Source organism: Streptomyces sp. CA-251387, assembly GCF_050936625.1.
Lineage (GTDB): Bacteria > Actinomycetota > Actinomycetes > Streptomycetales > Streptomycetaceae > Streptomyces.
The window spans coordinates 337203-359338 of record NZ_JBNJMJ010000001.1; the positions used below are offsets into that span (position 1 = coordinate 337203).

The following is a 22136-nucleotide window of genomic DNA, read 5'->3' on the forward strand; positions in this document are numbered from 1 at the left end:
GTGGTGGCGCTATCCGGTGATGTCGCTGCCGTCGGTGAGCAGCGCGGTGAGCAGTTGTTTCAGCCAGGCGCGGGCGTGCTCGACGTCCCTGTCCAGCAGCAGTTGGGTGGTGACTCCGTCGTACGCGGCGACCACCGCGTGGGCGGCGCCGTCGATGTCGCCGAGCACGGCGGGCAGTGCGGTGTGGCCCCGCGCGCGGGCGAGCCGGTCGGCGATCGCCCCGCGCAGCCGCGCGCGGTGTTCGAGGAGGGTCCGGGCGACGGCCGGCTCACGCGCGGCATGCACCAGGAAGTCCGTCTTCACCAGCAGCCAGTCGCGGTCCAGGAGCAGCACGTCGGTCACCCGGTCCACGGCGGCGGGCACGTCCAGGTCCGGCCCGTCGAGGGCGAGCGCACCGGACACCTGCTCCGCGATCAGGTCCGCGCGCTGCTGGTAGAGGGCGAAGAACAGCTCGTCCAGGCTGTCGAAGTTGGAGTAGAAGGCGCCCCTGCTGTAGCCGGCGGCCTCGCAGACCTCCTCGATGGAGACGCGGCCGAACCCCTTGGCGGCGAACACCGCGAACGCGGCGTCGAGGAGATTGGCCCGCGTACGGACGCGGCGCTTGGTGACGCGCCTGGTCGTTTCCTGTACCGGCATGTCCGCACCCCCATTCGATACAGGAATGTATCCGATACATGAGCGTATCCAAAGGGGAGGCCGAGAATCCGAGGAGCCAGGAACTTAATGGGAACAGATATTCGATTCGGGGGTACGCTGGGAGCATGGCCACGCACCTCCAGGGCTCCCTCTTCGACCAGACCGACGAGCTGCGGCTCGCATCCCTCACCGGGATCCGCCGTACCCCGCTCGCCCATGGCGCCTGGATCGACGTCCTGCCCGGCTGGCTCACCGGGGCCGACGCCTTGTTCGAGCACCTGGCCGGCGAGGTGCCCTGGCGTGCGGAGCGGCGCAAGATGTACGACAACGTGGTCGACGTGCCTCGGCTGCTCGCCTTCTACGGCGCGGACGACGTGCTCCCGCATCCCGTCCTCGCGGAGGCCCGCGACGCGCTGTCGGCGCACTACGCCGAGGAGCTGGGGGAGCCGTTTACCACGGCGGGGCTCTGCTACTACCGCGACGGCCGGGACAGCGTCGCCTGGCACGGGGACCGGATCGGGCGGGGCGCGCGCGAGGACACGATGGTGGCGATCCTCTCCGTGGGCGCGCCCCGGGATCTGCTGCTGCGTCCCATACGGGGCGGCGGCGAGACGGTGCGCCGTCCGCTGGGGCACGGCGACCTCATCGTGATGGGCGGTTCCTGCCAGCGGACCTGGGAGCACTCGGTACCGAAGACCACGCGCGCCGCGGGACCGCGCATCAGCATCCAGTTCCGCCCGCACGGCGTGCACTGAGGCGGAGAGGCGGCCGCTTCGGGTGCGCGCGGGGGCTGCCTCCGGCGGACGGTGCCGGAGGCAGCCCTTCCTCTGGGCGAAGCCCTGTCGTGCCCCCACACTGGGGCGGATGAGCGCGGAAACCCGGGCACCGGCCACGGCTCCCCGGCGCGGCGAGTTGGACGCGCTGCGGGTCTTCGTCGTTCTCGCGCTGGTCTTCTTCCACTCCGGCCTCGTCTTCTCGCCGGACGACGACTTCTACGTCAAGAACCCGCAGACGACCGATGCCGTGACCGTGCTCGCCGGATTCGGGGTGGTGTGGGCGATGCCCATGCTGTTCCTCGTCGCCGGGCTCGGCTCCCGCTACTCGATCCGGCGCCGCGGACCTGCCCGCTTCACGGGTGAGCGCTTGGTGCGCCTGGGTGTTCCGCTGGCCTTCGCGACGCTCGTCCTGTGCCCGCTCCCCCAGTGGCTGCGGCTGCGGGCCGCCGACCCGGGCTACGACGAGCCGTACGTTCGTTTCTGGCCCCGCTTCCTCACGGTCCGCCTGGATGCGGCCGACTTCCCCTTCGTCCTCGAAGGGGAGCACTTCGAGACCGGCCATCTGTGGTTCGTCGTCCTCCTCCTCGTCTTCAGCCTGCTGCTCGCCCCGGTCGCGGCGCCGCTCGCGGCCCGGTCGGAGCGCGTGGCCCAGGCGGTGGGCCGGCGCCCGGCCCTGCTTCTCCTGCCCGCCCTGCCGCTGGCCGCGATCAATGCGTTCCTGGGCATGGAGGAGGGCTTCGCGGGCTGGAACCGCTGGGCCTACCTGGTGTTCTTCCTCTTCGGTTACGCCCTCGCCGACGACGGTCACGTCCGTGCCACGCTGCGCCGACTCGCCGTGCCGGTGGGCCTGTTCGGGCTGCTCCTGTTCGCGGGGACCGCGCCCGGATTCCTCTCTCTTGACGACCCGTTCACCGAGTGGAGCCCGTTCGCGCTGGTGACCCGGGCGGTGTTCGGGGCGGCGGGCTGGTGCTGGGTGGTGGCGATCCTCGGGCTGCTGGACCGGCGGCGCGAGGCCCGGCCTCCCTCGCGACCGATGCTGTATCTCGGGCTCGCCGCCCTGCCGTTGTACGTGCTGCACCAGCCGGTCGTGGTCGCCCTGGCGTACGGCGTGGTGGGCTGGTCCGCGCCGATCGTGATCAAGTACGTGGTGATCGTGACGGGTTCGCTCACGGTGATCTTCGTGGTGTACGAGGCCGTGGTGCGCAGAACGCGACTGACGCGGTTCCTGTTCGGGATGCGTCCCGACCCGGCGGTCACACCGCCCTCCTGATCTGCTTTGCTGTGTCCGTCGGGCACGGACCTCACCACGCGGGACGATCATGCGGGCAGATGTGCAGCAAGTCGCGGACGGCACCTACCTGGTGCACGGCAGCAACACGAACTGGGTGATCCTGACCGAGGGGGACGAGGTCACGCTGATCGACACCGGCTATCCCGGGGACCGGGCGACGCTCCTCGCCTCGCTCGCGGAGGTGGGCGGTTCACCGGAGGCGGTCAGGGCCGTACTGATCACGCATGCGCACACGGACCACCTGGGCAACGCCGAGTACCTGCGCACCACCTACGGCACGCCCATATACCTCCACGAGGCCGAAGTGCCGCACGCCCGGCGGGAGTTCCTGCACCAGGTGACCGTGGGGACGGTCCTCAGGAACGGCTGGCGGCCGGGCGTCCTGCCCTGGGCGGTCCACGCGATCCGCTCCGGCGGCACCGCGCACGTTCCCGTCACCGCCCCCGAGCCGTTCCCGTCGGAGGGGCCACTCGACCTGCCGGGCCGCCCCGTCCCGGTGCACACGCCCGGACACACCGACGGCCACTGCGCCTACCACCTGCCGGACACCGGCGTGGTGATCGCGGGCGACGCCCTGGTCAGCGGGCACCCCACCTCGCGGATCAAGGGGCCGCAGCTGCTGCCGGACATGTTCCACCGCGAGCGGACCCAGGCCGTGGCCACGCTGGACCTGTTCGAAGGCCTCAAGGGCGACGTCCTGCTGCCCGGGCACGGGCCGCTGCACCGGGGCTCGGTGCGAGAAGCTGCTCTTCAGGCCCGGGAGCGCGCACTCTAGGGTGAGGTGACGATCACCGGCGAGGCAAGGACGAACGGCCCATGGCACTGCAGATCAGCGCGACGAATCCGGAGCACCCCGCGCTTTTGCTGGAATTGCCCTGGCAGCTGCCTCTGGAAGAGTGGCCGGAGGACGTCCTCGTCCCGCTGCCGCGCGGTATCTCACGGCACGTGGTGCGCTACGCCCGGGCCGGCACCGAGGTGATCGCCGTCAAGGAGCTCGCCGAGCGGCCGGCACTGCGCGAGTACGAGCTGCTGCGCGACCTGGACCGCATCGGCATCCCCGCGGTGGACCCACTGGCCGTGGTCACCGGCCGCACCGACGCCGACGGCGGCTCGCTGGAGTCGGTCCTGGTCACCCGGCATCTGGGCGGCTCGATGCCGTACCGCTCGATGTTCGAGACGACCATGCGCCCGGCGACCATGCACCGCCTCATGGACGCGCTGGCCGTGCTGCTGGTCCGCCTCCACCTCGCCGGGTTCGCGTGGGGCGACTGCTCGCTGTCCAACACGCTGTTCCGGCGTGACGCGGGCGCCTACGCCGCGTATCTGGTGGACGCCGAGACGGGCGATCTGCACCCCCAGCTCAGCACCGGCCAGCGCGACTACGACCTGGAGCTCGCCCGGGTCAACATCAGCGGCGAGCTGCTGGACCTGGAGGCGTCCGGGGCGCTGCACCCGTCGGTGGACCCGATCGAGTTCGGCATGGAGATCTGCGCGCGCTACGGCAGCCTGTGGGAGGAACTGACCCGCACCTCGGTGTACCCGGCGGGCAAGTACCACTACATAGAGCGCCGGATACGCCGCCTGAACGAGCTCGGTTTCGACGTGGCCGAGATGCAGATCGAGCACGCGGCCAACGGCGACACGGTCACCTTCGTGCCCAAGGTCGTCGACGCCGGCCACCACCAGCGTCAGCTGCTGCGCCTGACGGGCCTGGACACCGAGGAGAACCAGGCCCGCCGGCTCCTGAACGACCTGGAGAGCTGGATGGCCACCCAGGACGACTACGCCCCGGGCGACCCGCTCGGCGCCCGCCCCGAGGTGCTCGCCCACCGGTGGGTGCGCGACGTCTTCCGCCCCACCGTGCGGGCCGTACCGCTGGAGCTGCGCGGTTCCATGGACCCGGCCGAGATCTACCACGAGCTGCTCGAACACCGCTGGTACCTGTCCGAGCGGGCGCAGCACGACATCGGTCTGGACACGGTGGTCGAGGACTACATCAAGAACATCCTGCCCAAGGCGCGGGAGACGCTGCAGCCGACGACCTCCGACTGACTCGGTCGTCCGCGGTCATTCAGTCGTGCGGCACGACGGCCACCGGGCAGTCCGCGTGGTGCAGGACGCCGTGCGCCACCGAGCCGATGCGGGCGCCCACGGCCGTACGGCGGGCGCGGCGCCCGACCACCATCAGCTGGGCCCGCCCCGCGACCGACAGCAGCACCTGCCCGGCGCTGCCCATCTCGACGTGCTCGACGACATGGACGTCCGGGTAGCGGTCCCGCCACGGCTTCAGCGCCTCACCCAGGGACTTCTTCTCGTACGGCTCCAAGCCCCCGGCGTCGTCGAGGAGCTTCATGGAGCCCGGGCTGTAGGCGAACAGCGGCGGCAGGGTCCAGGCCCGTACCGCGCGCACGGTCGCCCCGCGCGCCGCCGCCGTCTCGAACGCGAACCGCAGCGCGGCGGCACTGTCGTCCGCATCGCCCTGCTGACCGACGACGATCTCGCGTCCGGCGGCCTCGGCGGACGCCTGGTCCCCTGCGCGTACGAGGACGACGGGCCGCGTGGCCCCGGCGATCACCTGCTGCCCGACGGAACCCAGCAGGAACCCGACGACCGCACCGTGGCCGCGCGAGCCCAGCACCAGCATCTCGGCGTCCGCCGCAGCGGCGACCAGCGTCTCGGCGGGCCCGCCGTCGAGGACGTCGGTGGTGACCTCGAGGCCCGGGTGCCGCTCGCGCACCGAACGGGCGGCCTCCGCCAGCCCCTCCCGCACCCACTGGGCCTGGGTGTCGGCGTCCTTGGCGTATCCTGCGTCGATCCCCTCGTGCGGCTGGAACCGCCAGGCGTGCACCACCCGCAGGGCGAGCCCCCGGCGCACCGCCTCCCGGGCGGCCCAGCCCAGCGCGGCGAGGCTCTCCTCCGAGCCGTCCACCCCTGCCGTGATCGGGCGCGTCATTCCGGCTGCCTCCTCATGTAATGGTCATGCCGTCGAGCCCAGTCTTCACCACAGTGCGGGCAGGGCAGGGCAGTGGGCGCAAGTGTGAGGGTGTGCGCGGCCGGTCCGGAGGCTCTCGGGCGGATCCCGAGGGCAACGGGTCCCGGGGTGCTCGGGGTGCGGCGCGGCTGAAAACCGCCGCCTCCTGCATACCTGAGCGAAGCGGGCGGATCGAACATACGATGGGCCGGAGTCGGCGCGGCGGTCGTGAGGACGCCGTGCCCTGGTTCCGATCCCGGGGTGGGAGACGTATGGCACAGGCCGCCGACGCAGCGCGGACCGTCATCCTGACCGTGGACGACGACCCGGGGGTCTCCCGGGCGGTCGCCCGCGATCTGCGGCGGCGCTACGGCGAGTCGCACCGGATCGTGCGCGCGGAGTCCGGCGAGTCCGCGCTGGAGGCGCTGCGCGAGCTGAAGCTGCGCGGCGATCTCGTCGCCGTGATCCTGGCCGATTACCGCATGCCGCAGATGAACGGCATCGAGTTCCTCGAACAGGCCCTGGACGTGTATCCCGGCGCCCGCCGCGTGCTGCTGACCGCGTACGCGGACACGAACGCCGCGATCGACGCGATCAACGTCGTCGACCTGGACCACTACCTCCTCAAGCCGTGGGATCCCCCGGAGGAGAAGCTCTATCCGGTCCTGGACGACCTGCTGGAGGCGTGGCGGCGCAGCGACTACCGGCCGGTGCCCAGCACCAAGGTGGTCGGCCACCGCTGGTCGGCGCGCTCCTCGGAGGTGCGGGAGTTTCTGGCCCGCAACCAGGTGCCGTACCGCTGGTACTCGGCCGACGAGCCCGAGGGGCAGCGGCTGCTGGCCGCCGCCGGGCAGGACGGGCAGCGGCTGCCGCTGGTGATCACGCCGGAGGGGACGCCCCTGGTGGCGCCCGATGCACCCGAGCTGGCCGCGCAGGTAGGGCTGGCCACGACGCCGACGGCCGACTTCTACGACCTCGTCGTCATCGGCGGCGGACCCGCCGGGCTCGGCGCGGCCGTGTACGGGGCCTCGGAGGGACTGCGGACCGTGCTGGTGGAGCGGTCGGCGACCGGCGGGCAGGCCGGGCAGAGCTCCCGGATCGAGAACTACCTCGGCTTCCCGGACGGTGTGTCCGGGGCCCAGCTCACCGACCGGGCCCGGCGGCAGGCGGCGAAGTTCGGCGCCGAGATCCTCACCACGCGCGAGGTGACGGGGCTGGAGGTCTGCGGGGCCGCCCGGGTCGTACGGTTCTCGGACGGCTCGGCGCTCGCCGCGCACAGCGTGATCCTGGCGACCGGCGTGTCGTACCGGCAGCTGGCGGCGCCCGGTTGCAAGGACCTGACCGGATGCGGAGTGTTCTACGGGTCGGCGCTGACGGAGGCGCCCGCCTGCCAGGGCCAGGACGTGTACATCGTCGGCGGCGCCAACTCGGCCGGGCAGGCGGCGATGTATCTGGCGCGGGGCGCCAAGTCGGTGACGCTGCTGGTGCGTGGTTCGTCGCTGTCGGCTTCCATGTCGCACTACCTGATCCAGCAGATCGACGAGGCGCCGAACATCTCGGTGCGCACGGGCACGGTCGTCGAGGCCGCGCACGGCTCCGACCACCTGGAGCAGCTGACCCTGCGGGACGTGGAGAGCGGGAAGACCGAACTCGTCGACGCCCAGTGGATGTTCGTGTTCATCGGCGCGGCCCCGCTGACCGACTGGCTGGACGACACGGTGCTGCGCGACGAACGCGGGTTCATCCTGGCCGGGCCCGACCTGACCGCCGACGGGCGACCACCGGCGGGCTGGGAGCTGGACCGGCCGCCGTACCACCTGGAGACCAATGTTCCCGGCGTGTTCGTCGCGGGCGACGCGCGCGCCGAGTCCGCGAAGCGGGTCGCGTCCGCCGTCGGAGAGGGAGCCATGGCCGTGATGCTCGTCCACCGGTATCTGGAGCAGTCATGAGCGGGCAGTTGATGCCGTGCAACCCCGAGGAGATCGGGTCGCTGTTCCTGTTCGAGAAGCTCACCCCCGAGCAGCTCGGCAGGCTGTGCAGCGCCGGACGGGTGGAGCGGTTCGAGCCCGGTCCCGTCTACACCGAGGGCGACCCCGCCACCTGCTTCTATGTGATGGTCGAGGGCACGGTCGTCCTTTACCGCCGCGTCGGGGGCGATGACGTGGAGGTGACGCGGACCTCCCAGCGCGGGGTGTACGCGGGGTCCATGCAGGCGTACCTGGGTGACCGGGTGCGGCAGGTCTACAACAACTCCATGCGCGTCACCGAGCCGACCAGGTTCTTCGTGCTGCCCGCCGACACGTTCGCGGAGATCATGCAGGAGTGGTTCCCGATGGCGGTCCATCTGCTGGAGGGGCTCTTCTTCGGTTCCAAGAACACCCAGCGGGCCATCGGGCAGCGCGAACGGCTGCTGGCGCTGGGCTCGCTGTCCGCCGGTCTCACGCACGAGCTCAACAACCCCGCGGCGGCGGCCGTACGGGCGACCGCGACGCTGCGGGAGCGGGTGGGCAAGATGCGGCACAAGCTGGCCGTCATCGCGCAGGGTTCGTACTCCCCGAGGTCATGGCGAACCTCATCGACCTCCAGGAACGCACCGCCGAGCGAGTCGCCAAAGCCCCCACGCTGAGCCCACTGGAGGCCTCCGACCGGGAGGACACACTCACCGACTGGCTCGACGACCACGGCATCCCCGACGGCTGGCGGATCGCGCCCACCTTCGTCCAGGCCGGTCTCGACGAGGACTGGCTGGACCAGGTCGCTGCGGCGGTGGACGACGAGATCCTGCCGAGTGCGATCGGATGGCTCAACTACACCGTCGAGACCGAGCTGTTGATGGACGAGATCAACGACTCGACCACGCGCATCTCGCATCTCGTCGACGCCGCCAAGCAGTACTCCCAGCTCGACCGCGCGCCCTTCCAGAACGCCGATGTGCACGAACTGCTCGACAGCACCCTGCTGATGCTGTCGGGCAAGATCGGCCCGCAGATCAAGGTGGTCAAGGAGTACGACCGTTCGCTGCCGAAGATCCCGGCGTACCCGGCGGAGCTCAACCAGGTGTGGACCAACCTGATCGACAACGCCGTCTCGGCGATCAACAGCGCGGGCGGCGAAGGGACGTTGACCGTGCGGACGGCGCCGGATCACGACCGGCTGCTGGTGGAGTTCCGGGACACGGGGGTCGGAATCCCGGCGGAGAACCGGGGACGGATCTTCGATCCCTTCTTCACGACCAAGCCCGTGGGTGAGGGAACCGGGCTCGGGCTCGACATCTCCTGGCGGATCGTGGTCAACAAGCATCACGGAAGCATCGAGGTGCAGTCGGAGCCGGGTGACACGCGGTTCCAGGTGCTGCTGCCGCTCACATCCGTCGAGGAGGAATCTGCATGACCATCGACAACGGGATCGATCCGAGTGCTCCGCCGAGTGGGAGCGGGTGTGTCGAGTGCGATGCGGCGGGTGGGTGGTGGTTCCATCTGCGGCGGTGTGCTCAGTGTGGGCATGTGGGGTGTTGTGACAGTTCGCCCGCGAAGCATGCGACGGCGCATTTCCGGGAGACGGGGCATCCGTTCGTGCAGAGTTTCGAGCCGGGTGAGGAGTGGTTCTGGAACTACGACACGGACGAGTTGTACGAATCGGGGCCCGAACTGGCGCCTCCGGTGAGTCATCCGGTGGATCAGCCGTCGCCTGGGCCGGAGGGGCGGGTGCCTGCGGATTGGGCGAAGACGTTGCGTGCCTAAGGGCTCGGGACCTTGTGTTCGATCGCGGCTGCGGCTGGTGGGGGCTGGTCGCGCGGTTCCCCGCGCTCCAAAAAGGTCGGCACAGGCGCTGTCAGTGGTGAGTGACAGGATGTAGCTGTGTCCCAGACCTCCTTCAGTACACCGCTCATCGGGCGAGAAGACGAGCTCACCCGGCTCTCCGGGGTGCTGAAGCGTGTCCAGGGCGGCGACGCTCGGGCCGTCTTGATCGCCGGGGACGCCGGGGTCGGCAAGACCCGGCTGCTCGACGAGGCGGTGGGGCGTGCTGCTCGGGACGGGATGACCGTGCTTACCGGGCACTGTGTCGATCTCGGTGATGTCGGGCTGCCGTACCTGCCGTTCACCGAGGTGCTGGGGGAGCTGGCCGGTGATGAGCGGTTCGCGGGCGTCCTCGCCGCGTATCCGGTGGTCGACCGGCTGCTGGGGGACCGACCGACGCCGTGAGTGACCGGCTGCGGTTGTTCGAGGGCATCGCGGGGCTGCTGGCCGATCTCGCGGACATCGCACCGCTGCTGCTCGTCCTCGAAGACCTCCACTGGGCCGACCAGTCGTCCCGGGATCTGCTGCGGTTCCTGCTCAGCCGCGGGATCCTGCAGCGGCCCGCGGGTGGGGCGCCCCGGCATCGGCTGGCGGTGTTCGCGTCGTACCGGGCGGATGATCTGCACCGGCGTCATCCATTGCGGCCGTTGCTCGCCGAGTTGGTGCGGCTGCCCGCCGTCGAGCGGCTCGAGTTGCGGCCCATGGCCGATGCCGAGGTGGCCCGGCTGGTGCGGGCCGTGCAGGAGCGGCCGTTGGCGGAGAGCACGGTCCGGCGCATCGTCGAGCGTGCCGAGGGCAACGCCTTCTACGCCGAGGAGTTGGTGGCCGCCACGGACACGGAAGCCGGCGGCGTGCCCAGCGGGCTGGCCGACGTTCTTCTGATCCGGTTCGAGCAGCTGTCCGACACCGCTCAGCAGGTGCTGCGCACGGCCGCCGTCGCGGGGCGGCGCGTCGAGCACGAGCTGCTGCGGGGTGCCGTGGGCATCCCGGAGGACGAGCTGGAGTCGGCGCTGCGTGAGGCCGTCGGACGGCAGTTGCTCGTGCCGGGCGACGGCGACACGTATGCCTTCCGGCACGCGCTCGCGCGCGAGGCGGTGTACGCCGATCTGCTCCCCGGTGAACGGGCGCGGCTGCACGGCACGTTCGCCCGGCTGCTCGCCGGGCGCGGCCGTCCGGCCGAGACGGCAGCCGAGCGCGCCCACCACTACCGCGAGAGCCACGACCTGGCCGAGGCGCTGGCGGCGTCGCTGGAGGCCGCCGACCAGGCGCACGGGGTCGGGGCGCCCGCCGAGGAGCTACGGCATCTGGAGGCGGCCCTGGACCTGTGGTCGTCGGTGGAGCCGTCGGCGCGGCCCTCGGGAGACGGGAACGACCGGGTGACGCTCACGCTGCGCGCGTCGGCGGCGGCCGCTCATGCCGGGGAGTCGCACCGCGCGGTCTCCCTCACCCGCTCCGCGCTCGCGGGCGTCGGCCAGGAGACGGACAGCGAGCTCGCCGCCCGGGTCCGCTACACGCTCGCCGACAATCTGATCGGCGTCGACAGCCTGACGGCGGCGTACGCCTACAGCAGCGAGGCGCTCGCGCTGATCCCGGCCGAGCCTCCGTCACGTACCTGGGTGTGGGCGGCGGCCACGCATGTCCTGGCGGCACGTCAGGTCGGGGAGACGGAGACCGCGCTCCGGGTCGCCCGCGCGGCCCTGCGCACCGCCGAGGAGCTCCAGGTGACGGATGCGCGGGCGGATCTGCTCATCTCGCTGGCCGCTCTCGAGGGCGGCGGCCGCCGCTCGCCGGAGGGCCGGGAACGGCTCCGTGAGGCGCGGGAGCTGGCGCGGCGTTCCGGCAACGCGCCGGTGGAGATGCGCGCCCTGTTCAACCTCGCCGTCGGCTTCTTCGAGTCCGGTGACCTTCAGGCGTGTCTGCCCTGGCTGCGGGAGGGGCTGGACCGGGCCCGGCGTGCCGGACTGCTGTCCTCCGTGTATCCGCTGGAGATGCGGTATCTGCAGCTGCTGGTGCTGTACACGCTGGGCCGCTGGGACGAGTGCCTGAGCGTGGCGTCGAGCGATGCCGAGGTGCTCCCGGCGGCCGGCGGTTACACGGCCGGTCCGGCGCTGTACGTCGCTCTCGCGCGCGGCGACTTCGCGGCCGCCGAGCAGGCCCGCGCTCTGCTGGAGGGCCCCTTCGACTGGATGGGCACGCTCATCGCGGGGATCGCGCTCACGGACGCCGCCGCACTGCGCGGTGATGCGGAGGCGGCCGTGGAGCGGATGCGGTCCACGGTCACGGCCCTCACCGACGACGCGGGGACGCCGCCGGATGCCACGGTCCGGCTCGCCGCCCTCGCGCTGTCCGCGGTCGCCGACCGGGCCGCCGAGCTGCGCCTGACGGGCGACGAGGCGGGGGCGCGCCGCTGGGCGGACACGGCGACCGAGCTGGTCGAGTCGGCGCGGACGACGGCCGCACGGGGCACGGGCGGCTCGCCGCAGGGCCCGGAGGGCATGGCGTGGCTGGCCCGCGCGGAGGCGGAGTGGGTGCGGGCGGTCTCCGGGCCGGACGTGCGGGCGTGGGCGAAGGCGGTGGCCGCGTTCGACTACGGCGACGAGTACGAGCGGGCGCGGTGCCGGCTGCGCCACGCCGAGGCCCTGTTGGCGGAGGGCGACCGTGAGGGGGCGGCCGGCGAGGCCCGGGCCGCCCGGGAGACGGCGGCCCGGCTCGGCGCGACGCTCCTGCTGGAGCGGCTGGACGCCCTGGTCCGCCGCGGCCGCCTCGCGGACACCGTCGCCGACCGCTCCTCCCCGCTCACCGCCCGCGAGCAGGACGTCCTGCGCCTCCTCGCTCTCGGCCGCAGCAACCGACAGATCGGCGAGGAGCTGTACATCACCGGCAAGACGGCGAGCGTCCACGTCTCCAACATCCTCGCCAAGCTGGGCGCCGCGAGCCGCACGGAGGCGGTGGCGATCGCCTACCGGGAGGGGTTGATCACGCGCGAGGAGACGGTGGGCTGACGCCACGCCCGCGTCCTGCGCCACACCGCCGGCGCGCAGCACGGCACGGTCTCCTCCTCGTCACCGCGCCTCGTCACCCGCTGGTGTCGCAGTCGAGGGCGGTCAGGTCGACGGCGTCGGCCATGGCCTGCATGCCCTTGTCGTTGGGATGGATGTGGTCGCCGCCGTCGAGGGCGGGAAGCATCCGCTCGGGGTCGTAGGGGCTGCGGAGGATGCGGTCGAAGTCGGTCACCGCGTCGAACTCGCCGCTGCTGCGGATGAACGCGTTGACCTCCTGCCGTACGGCCTCGGCGGCCGGGTCCCATTCGTGCCAGCCCTTGAAGGGGCCGACGGTCGCGCCGACGACACACTTGCCGGCCGCGTGCGCCCGGTCGACGATCTCGCGGTAGCCCTCGATCAGGTCGTCGGCGGTGACGCCCGTATGGGCCTTGATGTCGTTCACGCCCTGGAAGAGGAACACGGTCCGCACGCCCGGCTGGGACAGTACGTCCCGCTCCAGCCGGTTCAGCGCGCTCTGGCCCGGGCCGTCCGCGAGGACCTTGTTCCCGGAGATCCCTTCGTTGGCCACGCCCTTCACGGCCGTGTCCGCCCGTTGCAGGCGGCGGGCGAGGTAGTCGGGCCAGCGGCGGTTGAGGCCGGTGCTGGACTGCCAGCCGTCGGTGATGGAGTCGCCGAGGGCGGCCACGGCTCCGGTGCCTTCGGGGGCGTGTACGGAGACGGCGTCGAGGTAGAACCAGGAGCCGGTCGGGATGGTCCAGGCGGCGCCGCTCTCCTCGGCGGTGTGGTCGCCCTGGGTCGCGTACGAGGTCTGCAGGGCCATCCAGTGGCCGCTCGCCGGTCCGCCCGCGTCCGGGCTGTGCAGGCTGACGACGAGGTTCGTCGCGGCGGGCAGCCTGCCGGGCAGCGGGTCGCTCCACACGGTGCTGCCCGTCGGCACGGTGACCGTGCGCTCACCGCCGAAGGTCAGGCGCCGGTTGCTGCCCGGCCGCAGTTCGGCGCCCTGCTTCTGAAGGCCCGCGTAGACGCTGTCGAGGGTCAGCGGCCGGTCGCCGAAGGCGTTGGAGAGCCGGATCCGCAGGCCGGTTCCGCCCACGCTCGTGTGCACGACCAGCCGGTAGCTGCGCCCGGCGACGCCGTCGGCCATGCGGTCGGCGCTCGCCGCCCACGTGACCACGCCGCTCGGGTCGCCGGTCGCCCCGGCGGGCGCGGGCGCGGACTGGCAGGCGACGACCGTCGACAGGAGGGCGGCGAGCGGGAGCCGGGCCCTCACCGGGCGAAGTCCTTCAGCGTGACGGACGCGCCGGGCCGCAGAGTGACGCTGCGGGACACACCGCCGTACGCGACCGTCGTGGTGCGGCCGCCGACGCTGCGGATCCGGGCCTCGGTCGGTGTCCCGTCGCGCCAGAGCAGGTCGACCTCGAAGCCGCCGCGCGCGGCCACGCCCCTGACGAAGCCCGAGTGGGCCCAGGCGTCGGGGAGCGCCGGGAGGAGTTCGATGTGTCCGGGCCGGGAGTACAGCAGCATCTCCACCATCGCGGCCGGTGTGCCGAAGTTGGCGTCGATCTGGAAGATGCCCCGGCCGCGTTCCACTTCGTAGATGTCGAAGAGGTTAGGTGCGGTGCCGTTGCTGCCGCCGGTCGACGGGCGGAGGTTGTTGACGATGAGCTGGTAGGCGTTGTCCGCGTGCTTCAGGCGGGCCCAGCACAGGCTGCGCCAGGCATTCGCCCAGCCGAAGCTCTCCATGCCGCGTGCGGTGAGCAGGGCGGTGGCGCCGGCGACGAGGTCGGCGGGGGAGCCGTCGGGGCGAATGCGGTCGCCGGGGAACAGGCCGACGAGCGGGGACAGGTGCCGGTGCGTGGTCTCGCCGAGGTTGTCGGGGGACATCCACTCCTCCAGCCAGCCGGTGGTCGGGCTGACTTGTGGCAGGTACAGCTTTCTGCGCAGTGCGGCGATCGTATCGGCGTAGTCGGCGTCCGTGCGCAAGTCGGCCGCCGCGGTGCAGTAGTTCCCGAAGAGCGCCCACACCAGTTCCTGAGCGTAGGTGATGCCCTTGGCGTCGAGCGGGCCGTGCTCCGGTGACCAGTCGCTGTCGGCGACGAGGACCTCCCGCGAGGTATCGGGGAGCGTGGTGGTGAGCAGCCTGGCCTCCCAGAACTCGCACGCCCCCTTGAGGAGCGGGTAGATCTTCCGCAGGTGTTCCCGGGACCCGGTGTACTCGTAGTGCTCCCACAGGGTGGTGCACAGCCAGGCGTTGCCCGCCGGATGCCACCACCAGCCGCCCCCGCCGTGGGGGTTGGTGGAGATGGCGACGGTCCAGCCGGCGTTCTTGCCGGTGGAGTTGCGGTAGCGGTTGCGCGGGTCGTTGAACAGGCGGCGGGTGAGGTCGGTCCAGGACGGGAGCTGGGCGAGGCAGTAGTCGGTGAGGGCGTCGAAGCAGGGCGACAGGCCCGTCCGGTCGGCCATCCAGTAGTTCATCTGGATGTTGATGTCGGTGTGGTAGTCGCCCATCCAGTCCGGGTCGTTGCCGTCGAGCCACAGTCCTTGAAGAGCGAGAGGCAGGCTGCTCCGCGAGCCGCAGATCATCAGGTAGCGGCCGAACTGCACGTATACGGCCTCGAGTTCGGGGTCGGGCTCGCCGTCCCGGGCACGCGCCCTGAGCCGTTCCCAGGTGTCCAGCGAGCGCTGTGCGGCGGTCGACGTGCCGAGCGAGAGGTCCATCCGCCCGAACAGGGTCTGGTAGTCGGCGACATGGGTGTGCAGCAGGGTGTCGGCCGAGTGGGCGGCGGCGGCACGGACCTTGGTGCGGGCGAGACCCCGCGGGTCGAGGGACGGGTCGCGGTAGCCCTTGGCCGCGTCGGGCGCGTAGTTGGTGCCGCCGCTCACCACGACGGTCAGCTCCCGGCACCCGGTGAAGTCGATGCGCGAGCCGCTGACGGTGACCCGGCCTCCGCTGCCGTACGCCGTGACGGCGGCCCCGTAGCGCAGACCGTTCGGGAAGGCGGCGCCGAACGACACCGCGGCCTCCTCACCGTGCGTCCCCTCCAGCACAACCGTGCCCGTGTAGCGGCCGCCTCCGCTCTGGGTGAAGTGCAGGACGATCACATCGTCGGGCCGGCTGGCGAAGATCCGTCTTCGGTACGTCACTCCGGAGCGGGTGTACGACGTGGTCACCAGCCCCTGCGCGAGGTCGAGGCTGCGGCGGTAGCCGTTGACGGTCGACAGGTCGTGGTCGGGGAGGTCGACGGTGAGGCGGGCGAGCAGGGTGAAGGAGCCGAAGTTCTCGCGGCCGTAGTGGAATTGACCGTCGGCGTCGAGGGTGTCGTTGAGGCCGCCGGTCCACATCGTGGCGTCGGTGATCAGGAGGAGTTCGCGGCCGGGGTCGTTGCCGGTGAGGGCGCCGAGCCGGCCGTTGCCGACGGGCAGGCCCTGTTCGATCATGGAGTGTTCGTCGGCGGGGGCCTGCCACCACAGCTGGTGGCGTGAACTGCCCGTGCTCAAGGGCGAGTCCATGGGGCGTTGTGGTGCGGCCGACGCGGTGAAGGCGGGCAGGGTGGTGAGGGCCCCGGTCGCCGCGGCGAGGGCGAGCAGGTTGCGTCTGGGCAGGCGGTCGGACGGGGAGGTGTCCATGTCCATGGCGGCTCCTGGCAGTCGGTCTTCGGGCTCCTGCGGGTCGTTCAGGACGACTTCGGTACGTCGATCCGGTCGATGTCCGGCGCGTAGCCGGTGCCGCTGTCGAAGGTGATCGTGTTGGCGCCCGCCTTGAGGGTCACGGGCACGTTGACCGTCTCGGCGGTTCCCCAGTCGCCGGTGGAGGGGAACTTGTGGCGGGTGGCGCCGCCGCCGTTGGCGGAGACGTCGGCCGACCGCGGGTCGCCGCTGACGTAGGCCACCTTGATCAGATACGTGCCGGCCTTGTCGACGACGATGTCGTTGAAGCGGAGGGTGCCGCCGAGGTAGAGGTTGCCGACCTTGCGGCCGTCGGAGCAGGCCGGGCAGTCGGCGACGGAGGCGTTGCCGCCGAGGGTGTTCGCGGGGGACTCGGCCTCGTAGGCGGTCGTGGTGAGGGCGCTGCCGCGCGGGGTGACGGTGAACAGGCGCGAGCCGTGGGCGGGCAGGGCCTGGGTGATCTTGTTCTGGTAGGTGCCGAGGTTCTCGTGGTTCCACAGGTCGCGGACGGTGGCCTTGCCGGTGAAGCCGAGGGAGGCCCAGTGGGCGGTGACGGCTGCGGGGGCGTCGGCGAGGTTGAACAGGGCGACGGTGTAAGTGCCGTCGGGGTTCCTCGCGGCCCAGACCTGCTGCGGGTCGGAGGGGGTGACCGGGCGTGCGGGTGGCGTGGCGCCCTGGTTGACGGCGATGACCTCGCGGTTGGTGAGCAGGGACAGGCCGTAGGTGTCGAGGCGGGTGAGGTCGTCGCCGGTGTAGAGCGGGGACTTGGCGATGGCCCACAGGGTGGCGTAGCTCTGCCGTTCGGCCTTGGTGAGGCCGTCCATGGCGCCGTTGCCGACGTCGAGGGAGTCGAGGTCGTTCCAGCCGCCGGGGCCGGCGTGCCGGGTCCAGCCGGGGGCGTCGTCCCAGCGGTCGTCGACGGAGTTCTCCCAGCTGACGAGGGTGTTGCAGTAGCACTCGACGTCGATGTCGATGCGCCAGCCCTGGGAGTGCTTCTTCCAGTCGGCGACGCGGCCTATGTCGAGCGACCAGGACAGCTCCAGGTGGATGGGGCGGCCGGTGGCGGCGATGGCCTTCTGCCAGGCGGCCACGTCGGCAACGTTGTCGTACTGGTCGCCGCTCTTGCCGGAGCCGGGGCCGACGCCGTCGAGCTTGAGGAAGTCGTAGCCCCAGTCGGCGAACATCCGTGCCTGGGAGTCGACGTACTTCTGCGCGCAGGGGTCGGAGAAGTCGAGCTTGTAGGAGCTGTCCCAGCCGTTGGTGGTGCGCAGGTCGTCGTGGACGATGTCGGCGGTGGTGCAGCCGTCGGCGTTCCGGATCGGAACCTTGCCGTCGCCGTACGCCTCCTTCTCCAGGCCGACCGGCAGATAGATGCCCGCTTTGAGGCCCCTGGCGTGGATGTGGTCGGCGACGGCCTTCATGCCGCTGGGGAAGCGGACGGGGTCGGCCTGCTGGCGGCCGTACTGGTCGAAGCGGGGCTTCCAGGTGTTGTCGCGCCACCAGCCGGCGTCGATGTTGACGTACTCGTAGCCGTACTTCTTCAGCTTGGCGGCCATGGCGTCGGCCTGCTTGATGACGTTCGCCTCGGTCAGGTAGCTGTAGTCGCCGTCCGGGTTGAGGCCGGGATACTTCGACGACTGCATGCTCCAGCTGGACCAGCCCATGTAGGGCTTGGCGGCGAGGGCCGTGCTCTCCACCGGCGCGGCGGTCTCCGCTCGCGCGGCGGGGACGGCGCTGGTGGCACCCGCGGTGAGCGCCAGGACGACCAGGGCTCTCAGGGCGCGGGCGGGCATGACGGAGTACGAGGATGACCGCATGGGTCGTACCTCCCGGGGTCGGTCCAGCGGCTCTAGCGCTGGTCGTCGGCTCTGATGAAGGACTGGATCGCGGTGGCCGCGGCCCCGCGCGCCCACTCCTCGAAGGGCAGCGGGCGGGTCAGTACGTCGCACTGGGCGGCGGAGCCGAACGCGGCCGCGGCGAGGGCGTCGCGGATCTGTTCGGCGAACAGGTCGTAGGCGGCGAGGCCCTCGCCGGAGATGATCACGCGCTCGGGGCCGAGCAGGTTGGCCACGGTGGCGATGCCGCGGCCGATCGCCTCGCCCGCGCGCGCGTAGGCCTCGCGTGCTCCGGCGACGCCGCGGTGGGCGAGTGCCGCGGCTTCCGCCGTGTCGGCGACCTCGACGCCCGTGGTCTCACGGATCCGCCGGAGGATCGCGGCGTCCCCCGCGATCGCCTCCACGCAGCCGCGGTTGCCGCAGTGGCAGGGCGGTCCGGCCGGGTCGACGGTCACATGCCCGATCTCCCCCGCCACGCCGTGCGCACCGGCGACCACCCGACCGTGCACGACGAGGCCGCAGCCGATGCCGGCGCCGACCGTCACCACGGCGAAGTCGGACAGCCCCACGCCCGCGCCGAACCACTGCTCGGCGACGGTGAGGGCCCGTACGTCGTTGTCGACGGTGACGGGCAACCCGGTGGTCGTGGCGGCGAGTTCGGCGAGGGGCACGTCCCGCCACTCCAGGAACGGCGAGTAACGGACGACTCCCGCACCGCGGTCGACGTCACCGGAGACGGCGATGCCGAGGCCCAGGACCGGCACGTTCAAGTCGCCCGCGGCCGCGAGCAGTTCGCCCACCAGCTCGGCGACGGAGGCCAGCACGCCCTTCGGCTCACGGTCCACCAGCCCCGAGTGACGGGCGACCCGGATCCGGCAGCACAGGTCGGTGAGCACGCCGATGATCTCGTCGCCGGTCACCTTGACGCCGATGAACAGGGCCCGCCCCCCGTCCACCCGCACCAGGTTGGCGGGGCGGCCGAGCGCCGGGCGAGCCTGCTCGTCCACGTCCTCCACCAGGTAGCCGGCCTCGATGAGGGGCCGGACCGCCTTGGTGACGGCGGCCGGTGACAGTCCCGCCCGCCGGGCCACCTCCAGGCGGGTCAGCGGTCCGTGGGAGAGGACCGTGGTGAAGATCTGCGAGGCGGCCGGGGTGTTCGCCGGGAACGTCTCGGCGCGGCGGATCGAGGGCATGCCCGGAACCTAGAGCCCTTATTTTCCGCCGTCAATAAAAGAAGCAGGATTCGATCGATGACTCGCGCCCGGTGACGCACGACTGTCCAACTGTGCGTCGTCTGTGGCGATGTGACGGGTCCGCGAAAGTTGCCCCGCGCGAAGGTGATCGTTCTCGTATCAGCAGCACATCGACGCGAGCGAGAGGAAGCCGCATGGTCTCAGCAACGGTGGTCCGAGGTACGGCGACGGCGGCGGCCCTCGTGTCACTCCTGGCGGTTCCCGCGCACGCCGCACCCCCGGCAGTACCCGGCACCACGGCGGTCGACGCCGCGACGAGCGCGCTGCCCGAACCCGACGTCAGGGGCCTGTGGGACGTCCTGCGCACGGCGCGGCGGCAGGGCGCCCCCGGCGCGATCGCGCGGCTCGACGACCGCGACGCGGTCCACTGGGCGGCCACCGGTGTAGCCGACCGCAGGACCGGACGGACCATCAGCAACGCCGACCGGTTCCGGATCGGCAGCGTCACCAAGATCTTCTCGGCCGTCGTCCTGCTGCAACTGGCCGACGAGAGGAAGCTGGAGCTCGACGCGCCGGTCAACCGCTATCTGCCGGGGCTGCTGCCCGACGACCGCATCACGGTGCGGCATGTGCTGAGCCACCGCAGCGGCCTGCACGACTACACCAACGAGATGTTCGCGCGGACGGTTCCCGGCTTCGAGGCGGTCCGCAACAAGGTCTTCACCTACCGGCAGCTGGTGAACCGCTCCCTGGACAAGCCAAGGACCACCAGGGCCGGCGGCGCGTACTCCTACTCCAACACCAACTTCGTCGTCGCCGGAATGCTCATCGAGAAGCTGACCGGCCACTCCGTGCGGACCGAGTACACGAACCGGATCATCGACCCGCTGCACCTGCGCGACACCTTCTATGTGCACCCCGGCACGAAGATCCCCGGCCGGCATGCCCGCGGCTATCTCACCCCGGACACGGCCGACGCCGCGCTCGTCGACTCCACCGAGCAGACGGTGTCCTGGGCGCAGAGCGCGGGCGCCCTCATCTCCAGCACACGGGACCTCAACACCTTCCTGTCCGCTCTGCTCGCCGGCCGGCTGACGTCGCGGGCGCAGCTGGCCCAGATGCAACGGTGGGTGCCGGCGGGCGGCTCGCAGGCGTACGGGCTCGGGCTGCGGCGCCGCGACCTGTCGTGCGGGATCTCCGTGTACGGCCACACGGGCGCCGTCCAGGGCTACTACACCTACGCGTTCGCGTCCAAGGACGGCGAGCGCAGCCTCGCCGCGCTCGCCAACACCTCCAACAACGGCACGGTCCTCAACTCTCTGCGGGGCACGCTGGAGTCCGCGTTCTGCGGCAAGAAGGCGAAGGCGCGGAAGGGGTCCGGGACCGTCGAACGCCATGAGGACATCGCACCGCAGACCCCGGTGAGTCCCAAGGCGAACTGAGCCCACACGCCGGGCGGGAACCCGCGAGATCCGGTGGACGTTTTCCGGACATCCCCATCGGATCTCGCAGCACCCAGCAGGACGGCACGATGAGCGAGTTGGTTCCCGGGGGCCATCTGCCCCTCCCCGGCGGCAGTGTGACCGTCCGGGTGCCCGGCCCGTTCGACGTGTCCGCGCTCATCACCGACGACAGCGGCAAGGTCCGGGGCGACGGCGACTTCGTGTTCTACAACCAGCCGTCCGCGTCGGGCGCCCGGCTCCACGACGACACCCTGACGGTCGACCCGCCGCGACTGCGCCCCGGGGCCACCCGGGTCACGGTGGTCGTCAGCCCGGCCGACCCCGGCACTCCCCTGGGCCGGCTGCCCGCTCCCACGCTCCATGTCAGCGGGTCGGGCGGCCGCGCCATCGCCCGGTTCGTCCCGCCGCGCCCGCGGCAGGAGACGGTGCTGCTGCTCGCGGAGATCTACCGGCGTGGCGACGGATGGAAGCTGCGCGCACTGGGGCAGGGGTATGCGGACGGGCTGGCGGGGCTCGCGCGCGACTTCGGGGTGGACGTCATCGAGGACGCGACGCCGTCCCCGGCGCCGGAGCCGATGCCCACCGCGCGCCCGGCGTCCGCCGCACGGTCCACGCTGCACACCCCGTCCGCCGTCCGCACCCCGTCGGCCCCCTCCCCCGACGCCGACCCCGACGGTTTCCTCGGTCTGGTCAACTCGGCGCGCTCCGAAGCCGGTTCGCCTGCCGTCGCCCTCGACGCCCGCCTCGCCTCCGCCGCCCGGTCCCACGCCTCCGCCATGGCCACGGCAGGACGACTCGGCGTCGAGGGCCCTGACGGCGTCTCGGTGTACCAGCGCATCACCGCCGCCGGGCACACCTATGTCACCGTCGGCGAACACCTGGTCTCCGGCCCGCGCGCACCCGCCGAGTTCGTCGCGTACTGCCTGCGCACCGAGCAGGCCCGCCGCACCCTGCACGACCCGGCATTCACCCACGCCGCCTTGGCGTACGTCAGGGGCGGCCGCTCGGGCGACACCTACTGGACGGCGTTGTGGGCCAGACCACTCACACCGGGCGGCCTGTCCCGCACCGCCGCCGAGGTCGTCGACCTCACCAACCGCGAGCGCGCCAGGGCCGGACTGCGTCCCCTCGCCGTCGATCCGGCGCTCACCACCGCCGCGCAGGCCTACAGCGCCGACATGGCAGCCCGCGCCTTCTACTCCCACACCTCGCCCGAAGGAAGCCAACCATGGGACCGGGCGGCCGCCGGCTCCCGCATGCGCACGATCGGCGAGAACATCGCATGCGGCCAGCGCTCCCCCGCCGAGGTCGTGGAGGGCTGGATGAACAGCCCGGGCCACCGCGCCAACATCCTCAAGCGCGACTTCACCCACATCGGGATCGGCTTCGCGGGTGGCGGTCCGGCGGGCACGTATTGGACACAGCTCTTCGGCGCCTGACGCGCGCGGGCGGACGGTCACCCGCTACGAGGTCAGCTCGGGACGAGGTCGAGCTCGGGCCCGCCGT

14 protein-coding genes and 2 pseudogenes are annotated in these 22136 nt (G+C 71.7%); 10 read left to right on the top strand and 6 right to left on the bottom strand.

Annotation, left to right across the window (positions count from 1 at the left end; all coding sequences use genetic code 11):
• Positions 1–9: 9 nt before the first annotated feature.
• Entirely contained in the window at positions 10–636 is a 627-nt protein-coding gene (locus ACQEV2_RS01565) for a TetR/AcrR family transcriptional regulator (protein ID WP_433035527.1), read from the bottom strand.
• 125 nt (positions 637–761) lie between these two features.
• Here ACQEV2_RS01565 and ACQEV2_RS01570 point away from each other — a divergent pair, with 125 nt between their 5' ends.
• The 4 genes from ACQEV2_RS01570 to ACQEV2_RS01585 all read left to right on the top strand — a co-directional run bounded on the left by ACQEV2_RS01570 (position 762) and on the right by ACQEV2_RS01585 (position 4755).
• Complete coding sequence (locus ACQEV2_RS01570) at positions 762–1391, top strand: alpha-ketoglutarate-dependent dioxygenase AlkB (protein WP_433035530.1); 630 nt, start codon at positions 762–764, stop codon at positions 1389–1391.
• Between the two features lie 109 nt (positions 1392–1500).
• Positions 1501–2682, top strand: coding sequence for an acyltransferase family protein (locus ACQEV2_RS01575; protein WP_433035533.1), 1182 nt, complete (start codon positions 1501–1503; stop codon positions 2680–2682).
• Positions 2683–2731: 49 nt separating this feature from the next.
• A complete protein-coding gene (locus ACQEV2_RS01580; protein ID WP_433035536.1) occupies positions 2732–3478 on the top strand; it encodes an MBL fold metallo-hydrolase in 747 nt (248 codons plus the stop codon).
• Between the two features lie 41 nt (positions 3479–3519).
• The gene (locus tag ACQEV2_RS01585; protein ID WP_433035539.1) at positions 3520–4755 is read left to right on the top strand and encodes a DUF4032 domain-containing protein; all 1236 of its coding nucleotides are present in this window, start codon (positions 3520–3522) and stop codon (positions 4753–4755) included.
• A 19-nt stretch (positions 4756–4774) separates the two neighbouring features.
• Here the strand turns inward: ACQEV2_RS01585 and ACQEV2_RS01590 are convergent, their stop codons facing one another.
• A complete protein-coding gene (locus ACQEV2_RS01590) occupies positions 4775–5656 on the bottom strand; it encodes a universal stress protein (protein WP_433035542.1) in 882 nt (293 codons plus the stop codon).
• Positions 5657–5946: 290 nt separating this feature from the next.
• On the opposite strand from ACQEV2_RS01590, the gene ACQEV2_RS01595 reads away from it, so the two are divergent.
• From ACQEV2_RS01595 to ACQEV2_RS01610, 4 genes and pseudogenes are all read left to right on the top strand, one after another.
• Positions 5947–7623, top strand: coding sequence for an FAD-dependent oxidoreductase (locus ACQEV2_RS01595; RefSeq protein WP_433035545.1), 1677 nt, complete (start codon positions 5947–5949; stop codon positions 7621–7623).
• A pseudogene (locus ACQEV2_RS01600) lies at positions 7620–9064 on the top strand (ATP-binding protein). Before ACQEV2_RS01595 ends, ACQEV2_RS01600 begins: the two are co-directional and overlap by 4 nt.
• Complete coding sequence (locus tag ACQEV2_RS01605) at positions 9061–9414, top strand: UBP-type zinc finger domain-containing protein (protein ID WP_433035548.1); 354 nt, start codon at positions 9061–9063, stop codon at positions 9412–9414. Before ACQEV2_RS01600 ends, ACQEV2_RS01605 begins: the two are co-directional and overlap by 4 nt.
• A 117-nt stretch (positions 9415–9531) precedes the next feature.
• Positions 9532–12473: pseudogene (locus ACQEV2_RS01610) on the top strand (ATP-binding protein).
• Between the two features lie 73 nt (positions 12474–12546).
• Here the strand turns inward: ACQEV2_RS01610 and ACQEV2_RS01615 are convergent.
• From ACQEV2_RS01615 to ACQEV2_RS01630, 4 genes are read right to left on the bottom strand one after another with little or no spacing between them, the layout of a single operon-like run.
• Positions 12547–13743, bottom strand: coding sequence for an SGNH/GDSL hydrolase family protein (locus ACQEV2_RS01615; protein WP_433035551.1), 1197 nt, complete (start codon positions 13741–13743; stop codon positions 12547–12549).
• On the bottom strand, positions 13740–16100 hold the full coding sequence (locus ACQEV2_RS01620) for a glycosyl hydrolase family 95 catalytic domain-containing protein (protein WP_433054114.1): 2361 nt from the start codon (positions 16098–16100) through the stop codon (positions 13740–13742). Before ACQEV2_RS01620 ends, ACQEV2_RS01615 begins: the two co-directional genes overlap by 4 nt.
• Before the next feature lie 47 nt (positions 16101–16147).
• Complete coding sequence (locus ACQEV2_RS01625; protein ID WP_433035554.1) at positions 16148–17956, bottom strand: alpha-galactosidase D; 1809 nt, start codon at positions 17954–17956, stop codon at positions 16148–16150.
• A gap of 32 nt (positions 17957–17988) precedes the next feature.
• A complete protein-coding gene (locus tag ACQEV2_RS01630; RefSeq protein ID WP_433035557.1) occupies positions 17989–19167 on the bottom strand; it encodes an ROK family protein in 1179 nt (392 codons plus the stop codon).
• Positions 19168–19361: 194 nt separating this feature from the next.
• On the opposite strand from ACQEV2_RS01630, the gene ACQEV2_RS01635 reads away from it, so the two are divergent.
• Together ACQEV2_RS01635 and ACQEV2_RS01640 are read left to right on the top strand one after the other, a co-directional pair.
• Positions 19362–20609: a serine hydrolase domain-containing protein gene (locus ACQEV2_RS01635; RefSeq protein ID WP_433035560.1), complete on the top strand. Its 1248-nt coding sequence runs from the start codon at positions 19362–19364 to the stop codon at positions 20607–20609.
• 89 nt (positions 20610–20698) lie between these two features.
• On the top strand, positions 20699–22069 hold the full coding sequence (locus ACQEV2_RS01640) for a CAP domain-containing protein (RefSeq protein WP_433035563.1): 1371 nt from the start codon (positions 20699–20701) through the stop codon (positions 22067–22069).
• The last annotated feature ends 67 nt before the right edge of the window (positions 22070–22136 follow it).